19 protein-coding genes and 1 tRNA gene are annotated in these 22,591 nt (G+C 65.3%); 7 read left to right on the top strand and 13 right to left on the bottom strand.

Features of this window, described 5'->3' with window-relative positions; all coding sequences use genetic code 11:
- Window positions 1–112 precede the first annotated feature (112 nt).
- Genes mutA through meaB form a run of 3 tightly spaced genes read left to right on the top strand, consistent with a single transcriptional unit; the run spans window position 113 to window position 5,306 of the window.
- Entirely contained in the window at window positions 113–2,002 is a 1,890-nt protein-coding gene (gene mutA, locus CH286_RS22055; protein ID WP_094610379.1) for a methylmalonyl-CoA mutase small subunit, read from the top strand.
- On the top strand, window positions 1,999–4,269 hold the full coding sequence (gene scpA / locus CH286_RS22050; RefSeq protein WP_094610378.1) for a methylmalonyl-CoA mutase: 2,271 nt from the start codon (window positions 1,999–2,001) through the stop codon (window positions 4,267–4,269). The genes mutA and scpA overlap by 4 nt, the downstream gene beginning before the upstream one ends.
- 2 nt (window positions 4,270–4,271) lie before the next feature.
- Window positions 4,272–5,306 carry a methylmalonyl Co-A mutase-associated GTPase MeaB gene (gene meaB, locus CH286_RS22045; protein ID WP_249305453.1) on the top strand — a complete coding sequence of 345 codons (1,035 nt, stop codon included), beginning with the start codon at window positions 4,272–4,274 and terminating at the stop codon, window positions 5,304–5,306.
- Here meaB and CH286_RS22040 read toward each other — a convergent pair.
- Complete coding sequence (locus CH286_RS22040; RefSeq protein WP_094610377.1) at window positions 5,283–6,359, bottom strand: nucleoside hydrolase; 1,077 nt, start codon at window positions 6,357–6,359, stop codon at window positions 5,283–5,285. The genes meaB and CH286_RS22040 overlap by 24 nt on opposite strands.
- The gene (locus CH286_RS22035; protein WP_032378481.1) at window positions 6,356–6,826 is read right to left on the bottom strand and encodes an OsmC family protein; all 471 of its coding nucleotides are present in this window, start codon (window positions 6,824–6,826) and stop codon (window positions 6,356–6,358) included. Before CH286_RS22035 ends, CH286_RS22040 begins: the two co-directional genes overlap by 4 nt.
- A 308-nt stretch (window positions 6,827–7,134) precedes the next feature.
- Between CH286_RS22035 and proP the strand changes: the two genes are divergently transcribed.
- Window positions 7,135–8,544 (top strand): glycine betaine/L-proline transporter ProP, encoded by a 1,410-nt coding sequence (gene proP, locus CH286_RS22030; protein WP_242640151.1) that lies wholly within the window; start codon window positions 7,135–7,137, stop codon window positions 8,542–8,544.
- Between the two features lie 33 nt (window positions 8,545–8,577).
- Here the strand turns inward: proP and CH286_RS22025 are convergent, their stop codons facing one another.
- The 5 genes from CH286_RS22025 to CH286_RS22005 form a co-directional block, all read right to left on the bottom strand.
- On the bottom strand, window positions 8,578–9,843 hold the full coding sequence (locus tag CH286_RS22025; RefSeq protein ID WP_094610376.1) for a CoA transferase: 1,266 nt from the start codon (window positions 9,841–9,843) through the stop codon (window positions 8,578–8,580).
- A gap of 40 nt (window positions 9,844–9,883) precedes the next feature.
- Window positions 9,884–11,149 (bottom strand): saccharopine dehydrogenase family protein, encoded by a 1,266-nt coding sequence (locus CH286_RS22020; protein ID WP_094610375.1) that lies wholly within the window; start codon window positions 11,147–11,149, stop codon window positions 9,884–9,886.
- 43 nt (window positions 11,150–11,192) lie between these two features.
- Window positions 11,193–12,689, bottom strand: a complete 1,497-nt coding sequence (locus CH286_RS22015) for a glutamate-cysteine ligase family protein (protein WP_032403401.1) — start codon at window positions 12,687–12,689, stop codon at window positions 11,193–11,195.
- A gap of 124 nt (window positions 12,690–12,813) precedes the next feature.
- Complete coding sequence (locus tag CH286_RS22010; protein ID WP_176458313.1) at window positions 12,814–14,274, bottom strand: SDR family NAD(P)-dependent oxidoreductase; 1,461 nt, start codon at window positions 14,272–14,274, stop codon at window positions 12,814–12,816.
- 145 nt (window positions 14,275–14,419) lie between these two features.
- Window positions 14,420–14,505 (bottom strand) — tRNA-Leu (locus tag CH286_RS22005).
- A 179-nt stretch (window positions 14,506–14,684) separates the two neighbouring features.
- Here CH286_RS22005 and CH286_RS22000 point away from each other — a divergent pair.
- Both CH286_RS22000 and CH286_RS21995 read left to right on the top strand, forming a co-directional pair.
- A complete protein-coding gene (locus tag CH286_RS22000) occupies window positions 14,685–16,043 on the top strand; it encodes a M20/M25/M40 family metallo-hydrolase (RefSeq protein WP_094610373.1) in 1,359 nt (452 codons plus the stop codon).
- A 16-nt stretch (window positions 16,044–16,059) separates the two neighbouring features.
- Window positions 16,060–16,587, top strand: coding sequence for a YbhB/YbcL family Raf kinase inhibitor-like protein (locus tag CH286_RS21995; protein ID WP_032377863.1), 528 nt, complete (start codon window positions 16,060–16,062; stop codon window positions 16,585–16,587).
- 60 nt (window positions 16,588–16,647) lie between these two features.
- Here the strand turns inward: CH286_RS21995 and CH286_RS21990 are convergent, their stop codons facing one another.
- From CH286_RS21990 to CH286_RS21980, 3 genes are all read right to left on the bottom strand, one after another.
- The gene (locus CH286_RS21990) at window positions 16,648–17,718 is read right to left on the bottom strand and encodes a quinone-dependent dihydroorotate dehydrogenase (protein WP_094610431.1); all 1,071 of its coding nucleotides are present in this window, start codon (window positions 17,716–17,718) and stop codon (window positions 16,648–16,650) included.
- Between the two features lie 93 nt (window positions 17,719–17,811).
- On the bottom strand, window positions 17,812–18,033 hold the full coding sequence (locus CH286_RS21985; RefSeq protein WP_032403404.1) for a DUF5703 family protein: 222 nt from the start codon (window positions 18,031–18,033) through the stop codon (window positions 17,812–17,814).
- Window positions 18,034–18,068: 35 nt separating this feature from the next.
- Complete coding sequence (locus tag CH286_RS21980; RefSeq protein WP_094610372.1) at window positions 18,069–19,106, bottom strand: YncE family protein; 1,038 nt, start codon at window positions 19,104–19,106, stop codon at window positions 18,069–18,071.
- Between the two features lie 158 nt (window positions 19,107–19,264).
- Between CH286_RS21980 and CH286_RS21975 the strand changes: the two genes are divergently transcribed.
- Window positions 19,265–19,630 carry a hypothetical protein gene (locus tag CH286_RS21975; protein WP_032377866.1) on the top strand — a complete coding sequence of 122 codons (366 nt, stop codon included), beginning with the start codon at window positions 19,265–19,267 and terminating at the stop codon, window positions 19,628–19,630.
- On the opposite strand, the gene CH286_RS21970 is transcribed toward CH286_RS21975, so the two are convergent.
- The 3 genes from CH286_RS21970 to CH286_RS21960 are packed head-to-tail and all read right to left on the bottom strand — an operon-like array spanning window position 19,605 to window position 22,533.
- Window positions 19,605–20,465, bottom strand: coding sequence for a heme ABC transporter ATP-binding protein (locus CH286_RS21970; protein ID WP_441347135.1), 861 nt, complete (start codon window positions 20,463–20,465; stop codon window positions 19,605–19,607). The genes CH286_RS21975 and CH286_RS21970 overlap by 26 nt on opposite strands.
- Window positions 20,465–21,532 carry a FecCD family ABC transporter permease gene (locus CH286_RS21965; protein ID WP_094610370.1) on the bottom strand — a complete coding sequence of 356 codons (1,068 nt, stop codon included), beginning with the start codon at window positions 21,530–21,532 and terminating at the stop codon, window positions 20,465–20,467. The genes CH286_RS21970 and CH286_RS21965 overlap by 1 nt, the downstream gene beginning before the upstream one ends.
- Complete coding sequence (locus CH286_RS21960; protein ID WP_176458317.1) at window positions 21,529–22,533, bottom strand: ABC transporter substrate-binding protein; 1,005 nt, start codon at window positions 22,531–22,533, stop codon at window positions 21,529–21,531. The genes CH286_RS21965 and CH286_RS21960 overlap by 4 nt, the downstream gene beginning before the upstream one ends.
- Window positions 22,534–22,591: the final 58 nt, after the last annotated feature.

Below are 22,591 nucleotides of genomic sequence, written 5' to 3'. Positions count from 1 at the left end.
GAGCGGTACGACCGAACGTGAGGTGATCCTCACGATAACCTGCAATGAAGTGGGGTTAGCATCACTTCAAGTCGGGTGTAGAACTGCCCGCCGAACCGAGGGAGCAGCACACGTGTCCATCGCGTCGCACGAAGATGCCGCACGCAGTGCTCATGCGGCCTGGCAGAAGTCAGTGGCCGGTGTGTTGGCCAAATCTCGCAGGGTCGAGGTGGCCGATCTGCCCGCCGATCCCGAACATCTCCTCGATTCCACGACCTACGACGGGATCACGGTCTCCCCGTTGTACACAGCGTTCGACGAGCGACCGGAAGGTCCGCTACCGGGCCAGTTTCCGTACGTACGGGGTCGCGATCCCCATCGCGACGTCAATGCAGGCTGGAAGGTGTGCACTCGGCACGGCTCGACTGCCCGTGACGCAGCCGACGGTGACGCGTCCGTTCTCAACACCCAGATTCTCGACTCGCTGTCCAACGGCACCAGCGCCCTGTGGTTGGCGGTCGGCGGCCACGGCGTCGACCCGGCCGTGCTGCCGGAGGCTTTGCGCGGGGTGTTTCTCGAGCTCGCACCGCTGACGATCGATGCGCGCGAGGACGTATCCGCCGCGGCAGCCTCGTTGTTCTCGATTCTCGACTCGGCCGACATCGACGATCGCGCCGCAGTCGATATCCGACTCGGAGTGTCCACCCTCACTGCGCAGTTGGGGGGCACCGCGACGATCGAGATGACCGAGGCACTCGAGCTGGTCCACGAGTCGATCGGTCGCGCCGAGACCGTTCGCGCGATCACCGTCGACGGCACCGTCTTCCACAATCTCGGAGCCGGCGACGCGCAGGAACTCGGTGCGTCGATTGCCGCAGGCCTCGAGTACGTCCGCTCCATGACGAACGCAGGCGTCGGCATCACGGATGCTCTGCGCCAGATCGAATTCCGGTTCGCCGCCACCGACGATCAGTTTCAGACCATCGCCAAGTTCAGGGCCGCGCGCACACTGTGGGCGCGCGTTGCGCAGGTGTGCGGATCCCCGGACGCCGGTGATGCTCCACAGCATGCGGTGACCTCGGAAGCAATGATGTCTCAACGAGATCCGTGGGTGAACATGCTGCGCACCACACTCGCGTCCTTCGGTGCCGGGGTGGGCGGCGCGGATTCGGTGACGGTGCTGCCGTTCGATGCAGCGCTGAACGGCGGCGCGGCGGGGGTGTCGAAGACCTTCGCGGCCCGCATCGCCAGGAACACCCAATTGCTGCTGCTCGAAGAAGCCCATCTGGGACGGGTGCTGGATCCCGGCGCGGGGTCCTGGTACATCGAGGAGCTGACGGCCGCGGTCGCCGCGAAGGCCTGGGAGTTCTTCCAGACCGTCGAAGCGTCGGGTGGATTCCGCGCCGCCGTCGACGACGGTTCACTCGTGGCGGCGATCGAGAAGACCCGTGCAGAGCGCGATTCCGACATCGCCCACCGGCTCACCCCACTGACCGGTGTCAACGAATTTCCCAATCTGGCCGAGGCTCCACTGAGCCCCGAGCAGACCGCGCAGCAGGGCTCGGCGGTGCACCGGTACGGCAGAGCCTTCGAGGCGCTTCGGGATCGGTCGGATGCCTTTCTGGCCGAGCATGATTCGCGGCCCACCGTGCTCCTGATACCGCTGGGAAGCGTCGCCGAACACAACGTCCGAACGACGTTCGCGTCGAATCTGTTGGCATCGGGCGGGATCGAGGCCGTCAATCCAGGTCCACTGACTGTGGACGGAATCGCCGGATCGATCGGGACCTCTCGAGCCTCCGTCGCAGTGGTGTGCGGCACCGACAAGCGGTACGCCGACGAGGCGTCCACTGCCGTGGATGCAGCACGCGCCGCTGGTGTTTCGCGGGTTCTGCTCGCCGGACCCGAGAAGATCTTCGCCGGCATCGAGGGCACGTCGCGCCCCGATGGATTCCTGACCGCGAAGGTCGATGCCATCGCCGTGCTGACCGAACTTCTCGACACCCTGGGAGCCTCGAAGTGACGACCGACGAGAACCGAATCTCGCACACCATCGGCAGTTTCGCCGACGTGCCCCTGGTCGACCCCGACGAGCCGACGCCGTCGCCGCCGTCGGCCGAGGACGTCGCCGCTCATGTGGAGCAGGGTGCGAAGGCCAATTTCTACACTCCCGAGCAGGTGGTGTGGTCCACCCCCGAGGGTATCGACGTCAAGCCGGTGTTCACCGAGGCGGATCGTGACGCCGCGGAGGCCGAGGACTATCCGCTGCACAGCTATCCGGGTGCCCCGCCGTTCCTCCGCGGGCCGTATCCCACGATGTACGTCAACCAGCCGTGGACCATTCGTCAGTACGCCGGATTCTCCACCGCGGCCGAGTCCAACGCCTTCTACCGCCGCAACCTAGCGGCCGGCCAGAAAGGCCTGTCGGTGGCGTTCGACCTGGCCACCCACCGCGGGTACGACTCCGATCATCCGCGCGTGCAGGGTGACGTCGGAATGGCCGGTGTCGCAATCGATTCCATCTACGACATGCGTCAGCTGTTCGATGGCATCGACCTCGGTAGTGTCTCGGTGTCGATGACGATGAACGGAGCGGTGCTGCCGATCCTGGCGCTGTACGTCGCCGCCGCGGAGGAGCAGGGTGTCGGGCCGGAGAAGCTCGCCGGCACCATCCAGAACGACATCCTCAAAGAGTTCATGGTGCGCAACACCTACATCTATCCGCCGAAGCCGTCGATGCGCATCATCTCGGACATCTTCGCGTACACCAGCGAGAAGATGCCGAAGTACAACTCGATCTCCATCTCCGGTTACCACATCCAAGAAGCCGGTGCCACAGCCGATCTCGAACTGGCCTACACCCTCGCGGACGGTGTCGAGTACATCCGCGCCGGCCTCGATGCAGGTATGGACATCGATACGTTCGCACCGCGACTGTCGTTCTTCTGGGCCATCGGAATGAACTTCTTCATGGAGGTCGCCAAGCTCCGAGCCGGGCGCCTGCTGTGGGCCGAACTCGTCCAACAATTCGAGCCCAAGAGCGCCAAATCCCGTTCGCTGCGCACTCATTCGCAGACATCGGGTTGGTCGTTGACCGCACAGGACGTCTTCAACAACGTCGCGCGTACCTGCGTCGAAGCCATGGCCGCTACCCAGGGCCACACCCAGTCCCTACATACCAATGCGCTCGACGAAGCACTGGCGCTGCCGACGGACTTCTCGGCCCGCATCGCACGCAACACCCAGCTGCTCATCGCTCAGGAGTCCAACACCGTGCGCCCGATCGATCCGTGGGGCGGCTCGCATTACGTCGAATGGCTCACCCACCAACTCGCGAATCGGGCTCGGGCACATATCGCCGAGGTCGAGGAAGCGGGCGGTATGGCCCAGGCCATCGGCGAAGGAATTCCCAAGCTGCGCATCGAGGAGGCGGCGGCCCGCACCCAGGCTCGCATCGACTCCGGCCGACAGCCGCTGGTGGGCGTCAACAAGTACGTGCCCGACGAGCCCGACACCATCGAGGTGCTCAAGGTCGAGAACTCGAAGGTCCGCCGTGAGCAGATCGAGAAGCTCGAACGCCTTCGTGCCGAGCGCGACACGGCCGAAGTCGAGGCAGCACTGGCGAATCTGACCCGGGCCGCGGCCTCGGATCAGCCGGGAATGGAGAACAATCTGCTCGCTCTCGCCATCGCCGCCGCGCGCAAGATGGCCACCGTCGGCGAAATCTCCGATGCGCTCGAGAAGGTCTACGGGCGCCATCAGGCGGAAATCCGGACAATCAGTGGTGTGTACCGCGACGAGGCAGGTAAATCCGAGAACATCACCCGCGCCACCGGGCTGGTCGAGCAGTTCGCCGAGGACGAGGGCCGTCGGCCCCGTGTGCTGGTGTGCAAGATGGGTCAGGACGGGCACGACCGTGGCCAGAAGGTCATCGCAACGGCGTTCGCGGATATCGGCTTCGACGTCGACGTCGGCCCACTGTTCCAGACGCCGGAGGAGGTGGCCCGCCAGGCCGCCGACAACGACGTCCATGTGGTCGGCGTGTCGTCCCTGGCGGCAGGCCATCTGACACTGGTGCCCGCCTTGCGTCAGGCCTTGGCCGACGTCGGCCGCGGCGACATCATGATCGTCGTCGGTGGCGTCATCCCACCCGGCGATTTCGACGAGCTCTACGCGGCGGGCGCCGCGGCGATCTTCCCTCCGGGCACCGTTATCGCCGACGCCGCGATCGGGCTGGTGGAGAAGCTGTCCGTCGCGCTCGGGCACGCACCACGCGAGGCCAACGCCTGAGTATGGGTTCTCCGAACGACAACACGAGTTCCTCGACCGGTGCAGCGTCGCCGAGAGGCCGAACCATCGACATCGATGCGGTGGCCGAGTCGGTCCGAGCGAACGAGCGATCCGGCCTGGCGCGTGCCATCACGCTGGTCGAGTCGACTCGATCGGATCATCGAGATCTGGCGCAGCAACTGCTCCTTCGCGTGTTGCCCGACGCAGGTGGCTCTCACCGGGTCGGCATCACCGGAGTGCCGGGGGTCGGTAAATCGACGTTCATCGACGCGCTCGGTATGCGGTTGATCGAGAAGGGGCACCGGGTCGCGGTGCTGGCGGTCGATCCGTCGTCGACGCGGACCGGTGGTTCGATCCTGGGTGACAAGACCCGGATGTCGCGATTGGCGGTGCAGGAGAACGCGTACATTCGGCCGTCTCCGACGTCGGGAACCCTGGGCGGGGTCGCACGTGCGACCCGAGAGACCATCGTCCTGCTCGAAGCAGCCGGTTTCGACGTGATCCTGGTCGAGACGGTGGGCGTCGGACAGTCGGAGGTGACGGTGGCCAACATGGTCGACTGCTTCACGTTCCTCACGCTTGCGCGCACCGGAGATCAGTTGCAGGGCATCAAGAAGGGCGTTCTCGAACTCGCCGATCTGGTGGCCGTCAACAAGGCCGACGGCAAGCACGCGACCGACGCGAAGAACGCGGCGCGGGAGTTGGCGGGCGCGCTGCGGCTGATCTATCCGCACGATGCGATCTGGAAGCCCCCGGTGTTGACGATGAGTGCCATCGAGGGCACCGGGCTCGACGAGTACTGGGACACAGTGCTGCGCCATCAGCAAGTGCTCAGTGACGCAGGCGAATTCGCAGAGAAGCGTCGCAAGCAGCAGGTCGATTGGACGTGGACGATGGTCAACGATCAGCTGCTGCGCCGGCTGGCGCAGAATCCCTCCGTCAAGGCCATCCGTAGCGACGTCGAGGCCCGGGTGCGCGACGGTTCCCTGACCGCCGCGCTCGCGGCGCAGGAGCTACTCGACGCGTTCGATTCCTGAATCTGCGTCGGCCGCCGGCGTCGCGGGATAGAGCCGGGCGGCGAGAGCTCCGACACGATCGATCAGGCGGTCGAAGAACGCCTCCGGATCGGTGTGCGTCGCGATCGCGACGTTCGCGTCCCTGCCCCACATTCCGCGCCAGTCCGCGACTGTGGTTCCGCGCGTGAGGGTTCCGACGAGTTCGACGTCGACGGTCGCGTGTCGGTAGGTGGCGATATCCGCGTCCAGCGCGACAGCGGCCGCGAACGGATCGTGCATGTGCGCCAGGAATCCTTGATCGTGATCGCGATGAAATTCCATGTAGAACCGCACCGCGTCGGAGAAGTGCCGCACGATCGGATTCGACGCGGTCGACCGAACACCTGGTGCATCGTCGGGCGAGATCACCTCGCCCGGAGAGCTTCCGGCCCGATCGGCAAGCCGCCGGACGTGTTCCGGCGTCATCTCGATGGTCTCGGTGATGTCGAGCGCACAGACGATGGGGCGGCGCTCTGCAGGTAGTCCGGAGAAGGCTGCGAACACCTCCGCGGCTGCCTCCGGGTCCACCGCGATGTTCCATTCGCTGGTAGGTGTGGTGTTGCCCTGGTGTTGGAAGGCTCCGCCCATCAGCACCAGACGCTTCAACAGTCGAGGAAGCTCGGGGTCACGCCGGATCGCCAGCGCGAGATTGGTCAGTGGACCGGTGACGAGACCGGTGATCTCGCCCGGACGCGACCGGACCAGCTCGATCCACATCGTGGTGGCGTCTCGCTCCGACAGCGACCGCGACGAGACCGGTAGTTCCGCGTAGCCGATGCCCTGCGGCCCATGAGTGTCCTCGGTGGTCATCAGTGGTGCCACGAGCGGCACCTGCGCACCGAGGGAAACCTCGACATCACTCGCGCGGCACAGGTCGAGCCAGGCCAGATTGTTCGCCGCCACTTGGTTCACCGGCACATTGCCCGCGGTGGATGCGATACCGAGGATCTCGGCATCCTCGCTGGCGAGCAGATAGAGCAGGGCGAGCGAGTCGTCGATCCCGGTGTCGACGTCGACGATCAGTGGCGCCGTCATGCGGCCACCTGCGTGGTCGGGGTGTGGCGAACCGGAAAATTGACCGAACGTGCGATGAAGCACTTCGACGACGCGGATGCGTGCAGTTTCTCGGCGCGGGCCACCATCGACGGGTCGGCCACACTCACGACCGGGGCCAGGGTGACTTCGACGAACTGCCCGGACCCATCGGATTGCTCGGTCATCACCCCGGTGGGGGAGTCGACGTAGCCGGTGACGGTCACGCCCGACGCGGCGGCCAGTCCGAGGTACCAGAGCATGTGGCAACTCGACAGCGAGGCCACGAGGAGCTCCTCGGGATTCCAGCGCTCTGCATCTCCGCGGAAGCTGGGATCGGAACTTGCAGCGAGGTCGGGTTTCCCTGGAGCCGAGACAACGTGGTCGCGGTCGTAGCAGGAGGCGCCCGAGGTGCCCTCGCCGCGGTTGCCCGTCCAGTTCACTGTGAGTCCGTAGTTGTGGTTCGGCACGAGACCATCGTGCCAGTACCGGGCCGAGGGGCGACGGTCCACCTGGTCCCTCGATGTCCGGATCGACCGTATTGCCCCAATTGTCAAGGGGGCCAGGCAAAACGGATCTTTCGACCACCGACCTGGTGAAACCTGGACCGATGTCGCCTTTTGTCGTGTTCGTTGTTTGATCTGCGGTCATTCCCCTGGCTAACGTTGCAGCAATGACGGTTGCGCAAGGTCCAGAATCTCCCGAGTCGTCACCCCGACAATCGCGATGGGGACATCGGCATGTCCAACTCCTCCGACGGGACGCGTTCTCCCATCGGATGCGGAGAAAGCCGGCGCTGTCGGAGGAGAGCATCACCGTCGTCGATCAACCGATGCTCAAACGCGCGGTGTCGGCTGCGGCCCTCGGCAACACGATGGAGTGGTTCGACTTCGGTGTCTACGGCTACCTGGCGGCGACGCTGGGCAAGGTGTTCTACCCCGACGCCACGCCCGCGGTTCAGCTCATCTCGACGTTCGCCACGTTCGCCGCAGCATTCGTGGTTCGGCCACTGGGCGGCCTGTTCTTCGGCCCGTTGGGGGACCGAATCGGTCGGCAGAAGGTGCTCGCCGCCACGATGATCATGATGGCCATCGGGACCCTGGCCGTCGGACTCATCCCCAGCTACGCGACCATCGGAATCTGGGCACCGATCCTCCTTCTCGTCGCACGCTTGGTTCAAGGCTTCTCCACCGGCGGTGAGTACGGCGGTGCCACGACCTTCATCGCCGAGTACTCCCCGGACAAACGGCGTGGCTTCCTCGGTAGTTGGCTCGACTTCGGCACCTTCGTCGGATACGCGATGGGCTCCGGCCTGGTGACGATCCTCAACGCGGTGCTGGGCGAGGCCTCGATGGTCGAATGGGGCTGGCGCATACCGTTCTTCGTTGCCGGCCCGATGGGGCTCATCGGGCTGTATCTACGTCTCAAGCTCGAGGACACTCCCGCATTCCGTAAGCAACTCGACGAACACGACAGCAAGGTGAAAGCGCAGGAGAGTGCACGGAGGTCGGTGGGAAAGATCTTCACCGATCACTGGCGAGCTCTGCTGATCTGCATGGGAATCGTGCTGTTGTACAACGTGACCAATTACATGGTGACGTCGTATCTTCCGACGTACTTCACCGAAGTTGTCGGACGTAGTCAGCTCAGTGCCGACTTGCTCGTACTTTCGGCGATGATCGTCGTGGTGAGCATCATCGTGCTCGTGGGCAGACTCACCGACAGGATCGGCCGCAAGCCGGTATTCGTGTTCGGTGCCGTCGGACAGATCGTTCTGGCCGTACCGTGCTTTCTTCTGCTACGTGGCAGCGGATGGGTCGGGCCGCTGATCGCGTGCCTCCTGCTCGGCCTCGTACTGGCGTGTTTCGCGGCACCGAGCGCATCGACGCTACCTGCCCTGTTTCCCACCCGGATTCGCTACGCCGCGCTCTCGATCGGGTTCAATCTGTCGGTCTCCATCTTCGGCGGAACGACGCCCCTGGTCACGTCGGCCCTGGTCAGTGCAACCGGCAGTCCGATGATTCCTGCCTACTACCTCATCGTGAGCGGCGTCATCGGACTCATCGCAGTCGGTTTCCTGCGCGAATCCGCCACGCAACCGCTCGACGGGTCTCCGCCGCAGGTGGATTCGACGGAGGAAGCCAAGGAGCTCTACACCGAGGCATCGGCTTTGGCCGGACGACCCTGACGAGAACCTGGCCCTGACGAGACAGATGGCACGTCACAACCAGAGCGCCTCGTCGGCTCCCCATGGGCGTGCTGGAAACGGGTAGTCGGCGTAGTCGTCGAACACCGGACGCGCTGCTGTGACGCGACCGTTCGTGACCACACAGTCCGGTGTCGGGGTCTCGGCCGGACCGTGATCGGGATCCCGTCCGGGTGATTCGAGCAACCAGGCGGCCGTCCCGGCCAGGGACACTTCGACGGTGGCGGCCGACCCGAATCCGGATGCACAATCGGCCAGCTCCGAGGCTATTCCAGCAGCGAGCAGGTACCCGCTCGCGTGGTCCAGCGCCTGGGCCGGCAGGCGCCCGAGTTCTCCACCACTACCTTCGAGTACCGAGATGCCGGTGGCAGCCTGGACGAGACTGTCGAAGCCACGCCGTCCCGACCATGGTCCGCGAGTACCCCAGGCACTGACCCGTCCGTGCAGGACTTCCGCTCGGTGTTCGAGTCCGAAGCGCTCGAGAGCGCCCGGGCGGTACCCGGTAACCAGGACATCGGCGAATTCGAGCAGTCGGTTCATCACGGCACGTCCTTCATGCGTGCTCATGTCCACCGTCGCCGAACGCTTCCCCTGCCCATTTTCCCTGTGCTGCCAGGTGATTTCGGGGCGGTGGGGCGGATCGACGCGAAGCACCTCGGCACCGAACAGGGCGAGCGCGCGGGTGGCCACCGGTCCGGCGATGACGCGGGTCAGGTCCAGTACCCGCACTCCGGCCAGCGGAGCAGCCGTGGTCCCTCGGAATTCGGGAACTCGATACGCGGCAGAGCCCGTGTCGTCCGAACGCGCGATCACCGGACCTGGCCCGGCCGCAGTTCCTGCAGGCTCAGCGGACCACTGGTCTTCGGTGCGGACCTGCACTGCCAGAGCGCCGTTCTGTGCGCACGACCATTCGAGCTCTGCAGCGGCGATACCCGCCACCCGCACCGCGAATTCATCTGTGCCGCAACCTTCGTCGAGACCGACTGTCTCGAGTAGCGCGGTCCGGTGGTGCGGATAGTTCGCGTGAGTTCTCACCCAGCCGTCGGACGCGCGGAAGAAGCCGGACAGATCTGCGAACGGCTGTACCGGTGCGCCGTCGAGGCGCAGCATCGAGTCACCCATGAACGATGCCGCTATCCGCTCCGCCGACGCGGTCGGGCCCGCGCCGGTGGGGGACGGTCCGAGAACACCCCGCAGCCTGCCGACTGCGGTACCGAGGGCGCCGACCGACTCGGCAGCGATGGTCGCCACCGGCAGTGTCGCTGCGAGCCATGCACTCACGGGGGCAGGCCCCGTGCCGATGGGACTGCTGTTCCCGACATCAGTTCCGCTTGGCCCAGATCTCCATCCCGGCCGCGTTGAGACGGTCGATGAGAACGTCGCCGATCGCGGTGGCCGGAGTCAGAACGCCACTGGCCTTCGGCAATGCATCGCCACCGAGCACCAGCGCCAGCGCCGATTCCCCGAGCATCACCGCGGTTGCCTTGTAGCCGGGGTCGCCCGACGCCTTGATCCGGGCCCGGTAGCGAGCACCCGAGGTGGTGAGGGTGTACAGGTCGACGGTGAAATGGCCCTTCTCGCGGGCCTTCTCGCTTGGACCGGTTCCTGGCTTGGGCAGGATGCGGTCGAGGACCTTACCCGGCAATACCGTCATGGCCGACACTCCGACGAACAGCCCTGCCGAGAGCGCTCCGGCGAGTACCGGACTGGCGAACGACGACCCGACGCTCATCACTTCGCTGTAGCGGAACTGTTTGCCGTACGCCCAATCACGAAGTGCATTGCTGCGCCGGACGACGCGTGTGTTGTACGAGGCCATCACGAACGGTGCCTTCCATCCGCGCAGGCTCGGGTCGATCTTCTTACCGTCGATCAGGACGGTGTCGAGTTGACGGCCGAGCTGCGGCTCCAGGCCTCGGTCCGGGCTGAGTGAGTACGGTCGAGCGGCGATCCGTCGTGCCCGCTTGTCCTTCTTCATCGCCTCGATCTGTCCTCGCAGCGAGTCGATGGTGCCGCCGCTGACTCCACCGGACATCGAGGTGACCACCAGCGTCGTGTCGGTGAGTTCGCCTGCGTTGTCGGCCGTGACGGCCTCGTACAGGGCATGTACTCCGATGTCGGACGGAACGGAATCGAATCCACACGAGTGGACGATCCGTGCTCCGGTGCGCTGAGCGATCTCGTGATTGGCGTCGATGCTCTCGCGGGCGAACAGGACCTCGCCGGTGAGGTCGACGTAGTCCGTGCCGGCTTCGGCGCAGGCAGTTGCCAGGGCCAAACCGTACTTCGCGTAGGGGCCGACCGTGGTGATGACGACCTTGGTGGACCGGGCCATGGCGTCCAGCGACGCGATATCGGTGGCGTCGGCTTCCAGTGCGGACCAGTGTGCGGCCTTCGGTCCGAGTTCCTTCTGCGCAGCATGTACCCGTGCGGTCGAACGACCGGCCAGAGCGATGCGTGTGCCGGCCGGAGCGTGCTCGGCAAGGTACTTCGCCGTCAGTTTCCCGACGAAGCCGGTGGCTCCGTAGACGACGATGTCGTAGGTGCGATCGGGGCCGATGGTCGAGTCCGAAGCAGGCGAGTTCATAGCAGCGACACTAACGCGGTTGCCTCACCGAGTCGAAGCGCCGTCAGTTGGTCCAGGTGTGTACGGGCTCTCCGGAGTTCATCTGCGTGACGTAGTCGCCCAGCATTCCGGCGAGAGCTCGATCCCGCTTGTCGCCTGCACGTTCGCGGGCGACGACCGAGTTTCGTTGCCAGACCGACCCGGACTGCTTTGCCAGGCAACGGGCCTCGATCACGCCGAGGTACCGGTCGCGCACGGCCGTGTCCACTCCGTAGGCGGCCAATCCGGCATCGGCCATCGGCAGCAGCCGACGCAACACCAGTTCTTGCGGACTCACCCAGCCGACCTCGGGCCAGTACAGCATCGAATCGAAGCCGCCGCGTGCGGCGGAGTGCACGTTCTCCTCCGCAGCGTCGAACGACATCTGCGACCACAACGGTCGATCGGCATCCGCCAGTGCTCGCACCGTGCCGTAGTAGAACGCGGCATCGGCGAGGGTATCCACCACCGACGGTCCGGCCGGGAGGACGCGGTTCTCGAGCCGGATGTGGTGACCGTCGCCGGACCGGTCGTAGATCGGACGATTCCACCGGTAGACGGTTCCGTTGTGCATGCGCAGCTCGGAAAGCGACGGCGTCTTTCCCTCGGCCAGAGCTGCCTTGGGGTCCTCGTCGCTGCACACGGGCAGCAACGCCGGAAAGTAGCGGGAATTCTCCTCGAACAGATCGAAGATCGACGTGATCCATCGTTCGCCGAACCACACCCGTGGCCGCACACCTTGATTCTTCAGCTCCTGGGGGCGGGTATCGGTGGCCTGCTCGAACAGCGGAATGCGAGTTTCGTGCCACAGCGCGCGGCCGGCGAAGAACGGCGAGTTGGCGGCAAGGGCCACCTGAACTCCCGAGAGTGCTTGCGCCGCATTCCAATACGACGCGAACTCGTCGGGCGCGACCTGCAGATGCAACTGAACGGAGGTGCACGCAGCCTCGGGAAGGATGGTGTCGGTGACGATGTCCAAGTCCTCGGTAGCGGCGGCACCGGGCAGTCGAACACCACCGATCTTCAGTTCGATGTCCTCGCCGCGAGCGGCGAATATCTGTTGGTTGAGCAGGTCGTAGCGAGGATTGGCCGACAGCCAGCGGTGCTGAAAGTGTTCTTCGTCCAAGGTCGGGAGCATGCCGATCATGGCGAGACGACTACCCGAGGTGCGGGCGCGTTCGTCCGCTGCGTTCAGCGAGCGCCGCAGGTCCTCTTCCAGTTCTGCGATGGAGGCACCACGCAACGGCCGAGGATCGACGTTGATCTCGATGTTGAACTGGCCGAGTTCGGTTTGGTAGTCGGGGTCGGCGATGGCGTCGAGCACGGCGGCGTTGGCCATCGAAGGTGCCATGTCGTCGTCGACGAGATTGAGCTCGATCTCCATGCCGATCTGCGGCTCACCGACGTGGAAGGTCTCGTCGGCCAGCATGATTGCCAAGGCGTCGAGACAGTCCTGAACTTTCTGACGAAACTCGTGTCGATCCTGCCTGGTGAACTTGCGACGCTCGACGTCCTCGCCCATGGTGACCGCCTATCGGTGCGTGAAGAAGGGCCGATCGCTCACACGTAACGGCTTTTCGAGTATCGCAGCCCGTCTTCGCCCTGGGGCACGCACACCGAAATTACTCCACAGTCGAAGGCGGACATCACCACGGTGACGGTTGGTAGTCCTTGAGGAAGGAGCCGTACAGATCGTTTCCGAGCTCTCCCTGCACGATCGGGTCGTACACCCGAGCCGCACCGTCCACCAGGTCGAGCGGAGCGTGGAATCCCTCGTCGGCCAGCCGCATCTTGGTGGGGTGCGGGCGCTCGTCGGTGATCCAGCCGGTGTCGACGGCGGTCATCAGAATCCCGCTCTCGAGCATCTCCTTCGCGCTGGTTCGCGTCAGCATGTTCAGCGCGGCCTTGGCCATGTTGGTGTGGGGATGGCCCGGTCCCTTGTATGCGCGGCCGAACTGGCCCTCCATCGCCGAGACGTTGACGACGTACTTGCGTCGCGCATCCGAGGCTTCCATTGCCGGACGCAGACGCGACACGAGAATGAACGGGGCAACGGAATTGCACAGCTGCACTTCGAGCAACTCGACCGGGTCGACCTGCTCGACGGTGTGGATCCAGCTGTTCGTCTCGGCCAGGTCGGGCACCAGACCGCCTGCGTCGATAGCGAGCCCACTCTCGATTCGCTCGGCCGTCACCGAGCCCGCGACCATGGCGAGCGAGGCCACGTCGTCTGCACTCAGCACTGCGGCCGGCTGCCCGCCGAGCGCCGTTGCCGGCAGCGAACTCGCGAGCGACGCGGGGTGGGCATCACTGGTCTTGCCGAACGTGATGCGCTCCGGGCCCGCCCCGTCGGCCAAGGCGGCCGGCAGAGGCTCGGCCTCGGCGTCGGCCAGTGCGCTGTACGAACCGGGGGAGCGCTTGACGGTCTGTGCGGCATTGTTGATCAGAATGTCCAGCGGTCCCTCCGCAGCAACCGAATCGGCAAGGGCCACAACCTGAGCCGGATCACGCAAATCGATCCCGACGACGCGAAGACGATGCAGCCACTGGTCGCTGTCGTCCATCGCAGCGAATCGCCGAACCGCATCATTGGGGAAGCGGGTGGTGATGGTCGTGTGTGCACCGTCCCGAAGCAGTCGAAGCGCGATGTACATCCCGATCTTCGCCCGACCTCCGGTCAACAACGCGCGTCGTCCGGACAGGTCCGTCCGCGCGTTGCGCTTACCGCGATTGAGCGCCGCGCACTCCGGGCACAGCTGGTGGTAGAACGAGTCGACATCGGTGTAGCGCTGCTTGCAGATGTAGCAGGGGCGAGCCTTGATCAGCGTGCCCGCGATGTCGCCCTCGGCGCGCGAGGTGAGCGAAAGACCCGCAGTCTCGTCGTCGATGCGGTCCGGTGATCCGGTTGCGGTTGCAGCGACGACGGCACGGTCGGCGGCATTGACGGCATTACGTGCGGCGACGCGTCGGGCACGCTTGAGATCTTTGAACATGGCACCGGAGGCACGTTGAACGGCAATGGAATCAGGATGATTCTTGTCCAATTCGGCGGCCTGCTGCAGCACCCGTAGGCACGTCTCCAGATCGGTGGGGTCGATCGAGTCCATCGTCAATCTCCTAGCATCTGCCCGGTCGAGCCGAACGAGGCGAGTGGAGAACGAAAAAGACCCCGATTCCGAAGAATCAGGGTCCGTTTCGTCTGTCTCAACTCAGATCTTTGAAAATCTTTGTCTGCCTACATCTTTCAGACGGTGTCCGAGGGGGGACTTGAACCCCCACGTCCGTTAATAGGACACTAGCACCTCAAGCTAGCGCGTCTGCCATTCCGCCACTCGGACCAGCGCGACTCGTGTCGCACGTTTCAACCTTGCTTTCACAACCGGCCGCTGTGCGCTGCGTTAGATTATCCGACGGGTTCCCGATAACCCAAATCCGCACGTCAGTTCATGTCCGAAGGCGTTCGCCGGTGGTGCCCACAGCGGATTCTGGTGGTAGGAACAACGGTGTGCCCAACGAAGTGAGCAACCCCGGACATCGCACCACCGACAACCCCACCGTCGCCCTCGACGAAGTCGTGGATCTGGTCAGTTCCCTCATTCGATTCGATACGTCGAACACAGGAGAACTCGAGACCACGGTCGGCGAGAAGGAATGCGCCGAGTGGGTGGCGAGCAAGCTCGAGGAGGTGGGGTACGAGACCGAGTACGTCGAATCCGGCGCTCCCGGCCGTGGCAACGTGTTCGCCTGGCTGCGCGGAGCGGACTCCTCGCGCGGTGCCCTACTGGTCCACGGCCACCTGGACGTCGTACCGGCCGAGCCGGCCGACTGGAGCGTGCACCCGTTCTCCGGCGCCGTCGAGGACGGGTACGTGTGGGGTCGTGGTGCGGTCGACATGAAGGACATGGTCGGTATGGCCCTTGCGCTGGCCCGGCAATTCAAATCGAACGGAACCGTGCCGCCGCGCGACATCCTCTTCGCGTTCCTCGCCGACGAGGAGGCGGGTGGCAAGTACGGATCGCATTGGCTGGTCGACAATCGACCCGACCTGTTCGAGGGCGTCACCGAGGCAGTCGGCGAAGTCGGCGGGTTCTCGCTGACCGTCGCTCGCCCGGACGGCACCGAGAAGCGGCTCTACATGGTCGAGACGGCGGAGAAGAGCCTGGCGTGGATGCGGCTCACCGCCAAGGCCCGCGCCGGCCACGGATCGTTCCTGCACGACGACAACGCCGTGACGTACCTGGCCGAGGCCGTCGCCAAACTCGGCAATCACACGTTTCCGTTGGTCCTCACCGAATCGGTGTCCCAGTTCCTGCACGCGGTCTCCGAGGAGTCCGGCCTCGACTTCGACCCCACCTCGCCGGATATCGACGGCACCCTGCTCAAACTCGGCAGCATCGCGCGCATCGTGGGAGCGACTCTGCGTGACACCGCGAACCCCACGATGCTCTCGGCCGGATACAAGGCCAACGTGATTCCGCAGACCGCGACTGCGGTAGTGGATTGCCGGGTGCTGCCCGGGCGGCAGGCGGCCTTCGAGAAGGAGGTCGACGAATTGATCGGCCCCAACGTCGAACGGGAATGGATCACCAAGCTCGAACCCTACGAGACCACCTTCGACGGTGACCTCGTCGACGCGATGAACGAGGCCGTCCTCGCGCACGATCCGAACGGCCGAACTGTTCCGTACATGCTGTCCGGGGGTACCGATGCAAAGGCGTTCGCGCGCATCGGCATTCGCTGCTTCGGCTTCGCTCCGTTGAAGCTGCCACCGGAGCTGGATTTCGCGGCGTTGTTTCACGGCATCGACGAACGAGTACCCGTGAAGTCGTTGGAGTTCGGTACACAGGTACTGGAACACTTCTTGATGCACAGCTGACACGAAAGGAACCATCGTGGCGTACAACCCATACGACTCGCTTCCGGACCTACCGTCCTTCGAGTTGACGTCCGAGGACGTCGAGGACGGCCAGGCGTTGGCCGCTCAGCAGGTCAGCGGAATCATGGGAGCCGGTGGGCACGACAACTCTCCGCAGCTGTCCTGGTCCGGCTTCCCCGAGGGAACCAAGAGCTTCGCTGTCACCGTCTACGATCCCGACGCTCCCACTGCGTCCGGATTCTGGCACTGGGCAGTGGCGAACATCCCCGTCGAGACGACGTCACTGGTGTCGGGCGCAGGCGACGACGGCGGCACCGGAGTGCCCAGCACCGCGGTGACGCTGAAGAACGACGCGGGCCTGTTCCGCTACATCGGAGCGGCTCCGCCGGCGGGTCACGGACCGCACCGGTACTTCATCGCCGTCCATGCGGTGGACGTCGAGCGACTCGAAGTGGACGAGACGGCCACCCCGGCCTACCTCGGCTTCAATTTGTTCTCGCACGCCATCGGCCGTGCGGTCATCACCGGCACGTACGAGGCCTGACCTCGGCCCTGTCGTGCGCGTTTTGCGTAGCTCCAGCTACGCAAAACGCGCACAAGGGGATCAGGGCCTGTTCGCCGAACCCACGGCGTCGGCGATCGTGGCGAACCCGTTCTGTTCCAGGCGCGCCGACAGTCCCCGGTGAATGCCCTTGATCCACAGCGGGCCGCCGTAGATGAACCCCGTATAGCCCTGCACCAGGGAAGCGCCTGCGGTGATCCGCTCCCAGGCCTGCGCCTCGGTCTCGATTCCCCCGACCGAGATCAACGTCAGCTGCGTACCCACTCGGCGGTAGAGACGACGCAGCACCTCGAGTGACCGCTCTGCCAGCGGTGCGCCGGACAGGCCTCCAGCTCCCATTCCGGCAACCATTTCCGCATCGCTGCGCAGGCCTGCGCGCGAGATCGTCGTATTGGTGGCCACGATGCCGTCGAGACCGAGTTCGACGGCTAGGTCGGCCACGGCGTCGATATCCTCGTCGGAGAGGTCAGGGGCAATCTTGACCAGCACCGGCACGGACACCACCGACTGCACCGCCGCCAGGATCGGTCGCAGTGATTCGACGGCCTGCAGGTCACGGAGCCCCGGGGTGTTGGGAGAGCTCACGTTGACCACGACGAAATCCGCCAGCGGCCCCAGCGAACGAGCGCTGGCGGTGTAGTCCGCAGCAGCATCGGCGGGTTCCACGATCTTCGTCTTGCCGATGTTGGCACCGATCGGGATGCGGGTGCGCCTCGAGCGCAATCGCTGAGCGGCATGTTCTGCACCGTGGTTGTTGAAACCCATGCGGTTGACGATGGCGCGATCGAGGGGCAACCGAAACAGTCGAGGGGTCGGATTACCGGGCTGGCCCTGCGCTGTCACGGTGCCGATCTCGGCGAACCCGAATCCGATGGGTTCCCAGGAATCGATGCCGTCGGCGTTCTTGTCGAAGCCGGCCGCGAGACCGAGCGGAGCTGGGAAGTCGACGCCGAACACCGTCGAGCGCAGGCGCGGGTCGTCGGCCACGAACAACTTCCCGGCCAGATGGCGCAGCGGCGGTACGACAGCCACCGCGCGGAGTACACCGAACGCCAGGTGGTGAATCCGTTCCGGTGGCACGAGGAACATCAGGCGCAACAGCGCGCGGTACAGACGGTCTCCCACGGTCTTCTTTCCGATCGATCCGGCTCGGTAGACATGTTGAGGTCGAACTTCCACTGCGGTCGAACAGTACTGCTGTGACGATCAGATCCCGGGCTCCGGGATGTGATGCGCAGTCTTCTTCCGCTTGAGCAGAACACGCCGGCTGCCGTCGGTATACAGCCGAACCCGCGACAGTTCCCAGCCGCCGAACTCCGCTTGGATCGCCAGCCTCATCGACGCCGTGACCCGAGTGACGTCCGGGGGCAGCCGCAGCGGCACGTACTCCCAATCGTCGGATGGGGACACTTCCCATCCGATGGGCATCTTGGCTCGGCCCGGTGTCGAACTCTCGTGTGCGTTCACGTGCCTCCTTGACGACCCGCGGAAGGGATGCGTTGCAGCCCGTCGCCGGTTGCCGATCCGATGTACAGGTCGCCGGTGTTGTCGTCGACGGCAATCGAGTCAGGCTGCCGCACGGTGGCCAACCGCTCGGTCTCGACGGGAATTCCGGTATCGAGTGTGTATCCGACCACTTCGTTGAGGGCGGGCAGTGTCACCCACGCGACGCCGGACTGTTCATCGTAGGCGATAGCCCAGGGCTTCGACCCGACCGGAAACCGTTGCCGCATGAGCAGGTCGTGCGAGGTGAAGACGAGCAACTCCGTGCCGGTCGAATCGGTGACCAGAAGCCGCCCGAATTCGTCGCTGGTCATTTCCGCAGCACCTTCGCCGGCCCGCAGGGCCACTCCGAGGGTGCCGTCGTCCAGATTCAGATCGGTCACCGACGTCTGTCTGCGATCGAGAACCGAGACGCCCTTCGGCGTACTGGCCAGCGCATCGGCAGAGGTGACACTGCCCCCGGAGACCGTCCGGGTCACCTGTCCGCTCGCGTCCAGGACGCGGATCGTGCCGGTGTCGTCGCCGACGGCAGTGGTGCCGTCGGGCAGGTCGGCAGCCGACAGGGCATTCGATTCGACGGCCAGATCGGTGCGCTGCCCGTCAGCGACGTCGATCCTTGCCACCGAACCGTTCAGGGGAACCAGGACGGTCGAATCCCGACCGGCAACCAGTTCTGCTCCGACAGAGCCCAGGTCGATCACACGCGTCTGCGCCGCCGCGTCGGTGCCGACCAGACTCACCGAAGTCGATGAGTCGGTCAGCGCAACGAGCGTCCGGGTGACAGGATCGAAGGTGAGCGCGCTGACGGGCGCAAAGTCGGTGACGATTCCGGCAGGAGTCACAGCCGTTGCGGGGGATTGGGCCGGTGGCTGCGGTTCGACCGATATCTCGTCGGAATTCTCGTCGTCGCTCGAACACCCGCTCACCGACAACACTGTGACCACGGCGAGTGCGGATGCAACTGCCGCTCGAACCGTACGAGCCGACGGTGTTCGCATGGAACCGAACCTACTTCCTTGGTGGCACTGCCCTGTTGTGGCGATGCCACATCTGTACCAGCGTGCGACGATCCCGGTGAAATCGACCGTGCCGGATCGGGTGTCCCCGGCCGTGCCGGGCGAGGCGGTAGCGTGATCGTCCGAGGTGAGTGCACGACATGGGAGTGGACGTGGAATCCGAAGAAGCACACTTCGTCGTCGAAGAAGTGAATGCCGGAACGCATGCGAACGGTTTCGGGCACACCGACGACGGTCGGGCGTTCGCGTTCAGAGTGCACCGCAGCACGCTGTACGTGGAGATCTACCGAGCCGACGTACGATCCCCGGTGCCGGATCGGTCCGAGGTCGAAGCGGTTTCCGAACACTCGGTCACCGAGATCGATCTGACCGACGAACGCAGCATCATCGGCGTCGTGCGTGACGCGGTCGCACATGCACAGCAGCTGTCCGATGCGTCACAGCGAGACACGACGGCAGTCCGAGCCTTCTTCAATCGTGTCAACTCCGTGCTCGAGGGTTTCTGACTCGGCGGGGAACGACGAGTTGTTCACCGGTGTCGGGGTGATCGAAGACGTCGACGGGGTGTCCGTACACGCGAGCGAGCAGCTCCGAGGTCAGCACCTGTCGCGGCGGACCAACGGCAACGAGTGAACCCGAGTCGAGTATCGCAACGCGATCGGCGTACGCCGCTGCGAGACCCAGATCGTGCAACACGACGACGACGGCGCGGCCCGCGGCTGCGAGGGAGCGCACCACAGCCATGACGGACTCCTGATGTCCGAGGTCGAGCGCAGCGGTGGGCTCGTCGAGCATGATCGTCGCGGTGTCCTGCGCGATCACCCGTGCCAGCGCAACCCGAGCCTGTTCACCCCCGGACAACGACGCGAACGGCCGACGTGCAAAGCCCGAGACGTCGCATGCAGCCATCGCGGATCGGACCCGAAGATCGTCGTTGCGTGCCTCGGCCGTTCCCACCCAGGGGGCACGGCCCATCCGGACTATCTGTTCGGCCGTGAACGCGAATCCGACAGTGTGGTGCTGCGGCAGCACCGCGCGTCTTCTGGCCAGATCGAGGGACCGGTACGGCTGGGTTCCGAGTGGGGTCGGTGATTGCGACGCCACCACCACCGATCCGGTACCGGGCTCGGTGTCACCCGACAGGACGGAGAGCAGCGTCGACTTTCCCGCGCCGTTGGGTCCTACGAGCGCCAGAATCTCGCCGGCGACGACGTCGAGGTGGACGTCGTCGAGCACCGTTCTCTCGCCCAGCTGCGCGCTGACTCCGCGAGCGACGATCGTGTTCGAGCCCGGCGTCGGGGCAGTAGGGATGTCGTTGCGAACCCGGCCGAATCGCCGCATCATGCCCAACCGCCTTGCCGAGCGCGAGTGCGACGAAGCAGCCAGAAGAAGAACGGCGCCCCGGCCAGGGAGGTCACCATGCCAAGGGGGAGGTCGACGTTCGCGACGAGGGTGCGCGTGACGAGGTCGGCAGCGAGCAACACGATGGCTCCCGCGAGCGCGCTGGCCGGAATGAGGACGCGATGCGATGGGCCGAGCACCATCCGCATCGCATGCGGAACGACCAGGCCCACGAACAGGATTATTCCGGTGAACGCGACACCGGATGCGACGAGCAGGGCGACGATCACGATGGCGAATTGTCTGAGACGTTCGACGTTCACTCCGAGATGACGCGCCACGTTCTCCCCGAGCGCCAACAGATCGAGTCGGCGAGCGATCACCAGCGAGGCTGCGATCCCGAGTACCGCCAGTGGGGCGACCACAGCCACCGACTGCCACGTTGCGCCCGCCAAGGACCCCAGTTGCCAGAACACGATCTGATCCCTGGCAGCGGGACTGGCGACGAAGGTGAAGAACGCGATCACACCGCCTGCGAAGGCATTGACTGCGACGCCGGTGAGGATGAGGGTCACCACCTCGGTGCGGCCGGCGTTGCGCGCCAGGAAATACACCGCGATCGTGGTGATCAGCCCGCCGACGAACGCGGCCAGAGCCACGCTCCAGACCCCGGCGAAGCTACCACCGAGGACGATGACCGAACTGGCACCGACGGCTGCCCCAGAGGACACTCCCACAACGCCTGGCTCGGCCAGAGGATTCGCGAACACACCCTGCAGCAGTGCGCCCGCGCACCCGAGACACGCGCCGACGAACACTGCGAGGGTCAATCGAGGAAATCGGACCTGCCACAACGTCACCTCGCCGCTGGGGTGAGCGGGCATCGGACCGATGTCGAGACCGGCCCGATGGGCGAGGCTTCCCAGCACTTCCAACGGCGACGTCGGCACTTGCCCGACGACGGCAGAGATCAGCGCCAGGGCAACCAACGCCACGACCGATACGCCGAACGTCACGACGACCCGGCGTGTGTCCGTTCGCGCCCCGATCGGTGATGCCTCGGTCATGACGGCGGGTCGTACACGGCTGCGGACAGTGCTCGCAGCACCTTGCCGGTGTTGGGGCCGAAACTGAGAATGGTGCCGTCGTCCATGTCCACCACGCGGCGTTCTCGACCGGCCGGGGTCTGTGCGATTCCTGGAATCTGCTCGAGTCCCTCGATGCCGCCGATCGACTGCAGTCCTTTTGTCATCATCAGGATGACGTCGGGTGCCGCGGCGATGAGTGCCTCGCTCGTCACCGGTACGAATTGTTCGGTCAGACCGGATTGGACACCCGCGTCCGTCGCCCCGAGCGCCTCGATCAGCGCGTCGGCTCCCGAGCCGGGTCCGGCGAGCATCTTGATCGCCGGACCACGCATGTACAGAAACGCGATCTTCAGCGGTACGTCCGATGTCGGGATGTCGTCGGCAGCTTCGTCGATCTCGGCGTTCGCACGTTCGGCGAGCGCGCGGCCGGCGTCGGGTACCCCGAGTGCGGCGGCGACGGCTTCGATCTGGTCGGCGACCCCGGTCAACGTTCGGGTCGGGTCGAAGTACACGACGGGGATGCCCGCGGCTCGGATCTGGTCCTGCACTGCGCGCGGACCGATGCTGGTGTCGGTGAGTACGACGGTGGGCGAGAGCGCCAGGATTCCCTCGGCGCTCAACGAGTGGCCGGTGGGAGTGACATCGGGCACGTCCTGTGCCGCCGGAAACGCCGCCGATGTGTCGCGTCCGACCAGTTTGTCACCGAGTCCCAGTGCGAAGACCGTCTCGGCCAACGTGCCGTACTGGTCGGCAGCGACGATGCGGCTGTTGTCGGTCACCGTGACGGCGACGCCGTCGAATCCGGTCACGGTGGCGGGTAGCACCGCCGCCGGGTTCTCGGCGACCGGTTCCGGATTCGGGTCTTCGACGACGGCGGTGCGGGGGCCGAATGTGCCGGTGGGCCCGGCGTCGGGCGTGGTCACGGAGCAGGCGGCCGACAGTGCGGCGACGACAAGCACGGCCGTTAGGCGTTCGACGATCACCACCGAAGGTTAGCCTGTCCGATGTTTCTGGTCGCCCCCGAAGTTTCTCGGTGAG

Source organism: Rhodococcus sp. WWJCD1, from assembly GCF_002258735.1.
Classification (GTDB): Bacteria; Actinomycetota; Actinomycetes; order Mycobacteriales; family Mycobacteriaceae; genus Rhodococcoides.
This window is presented reverse-complemented; position numbering and strand designations above follow the sequence as displayed.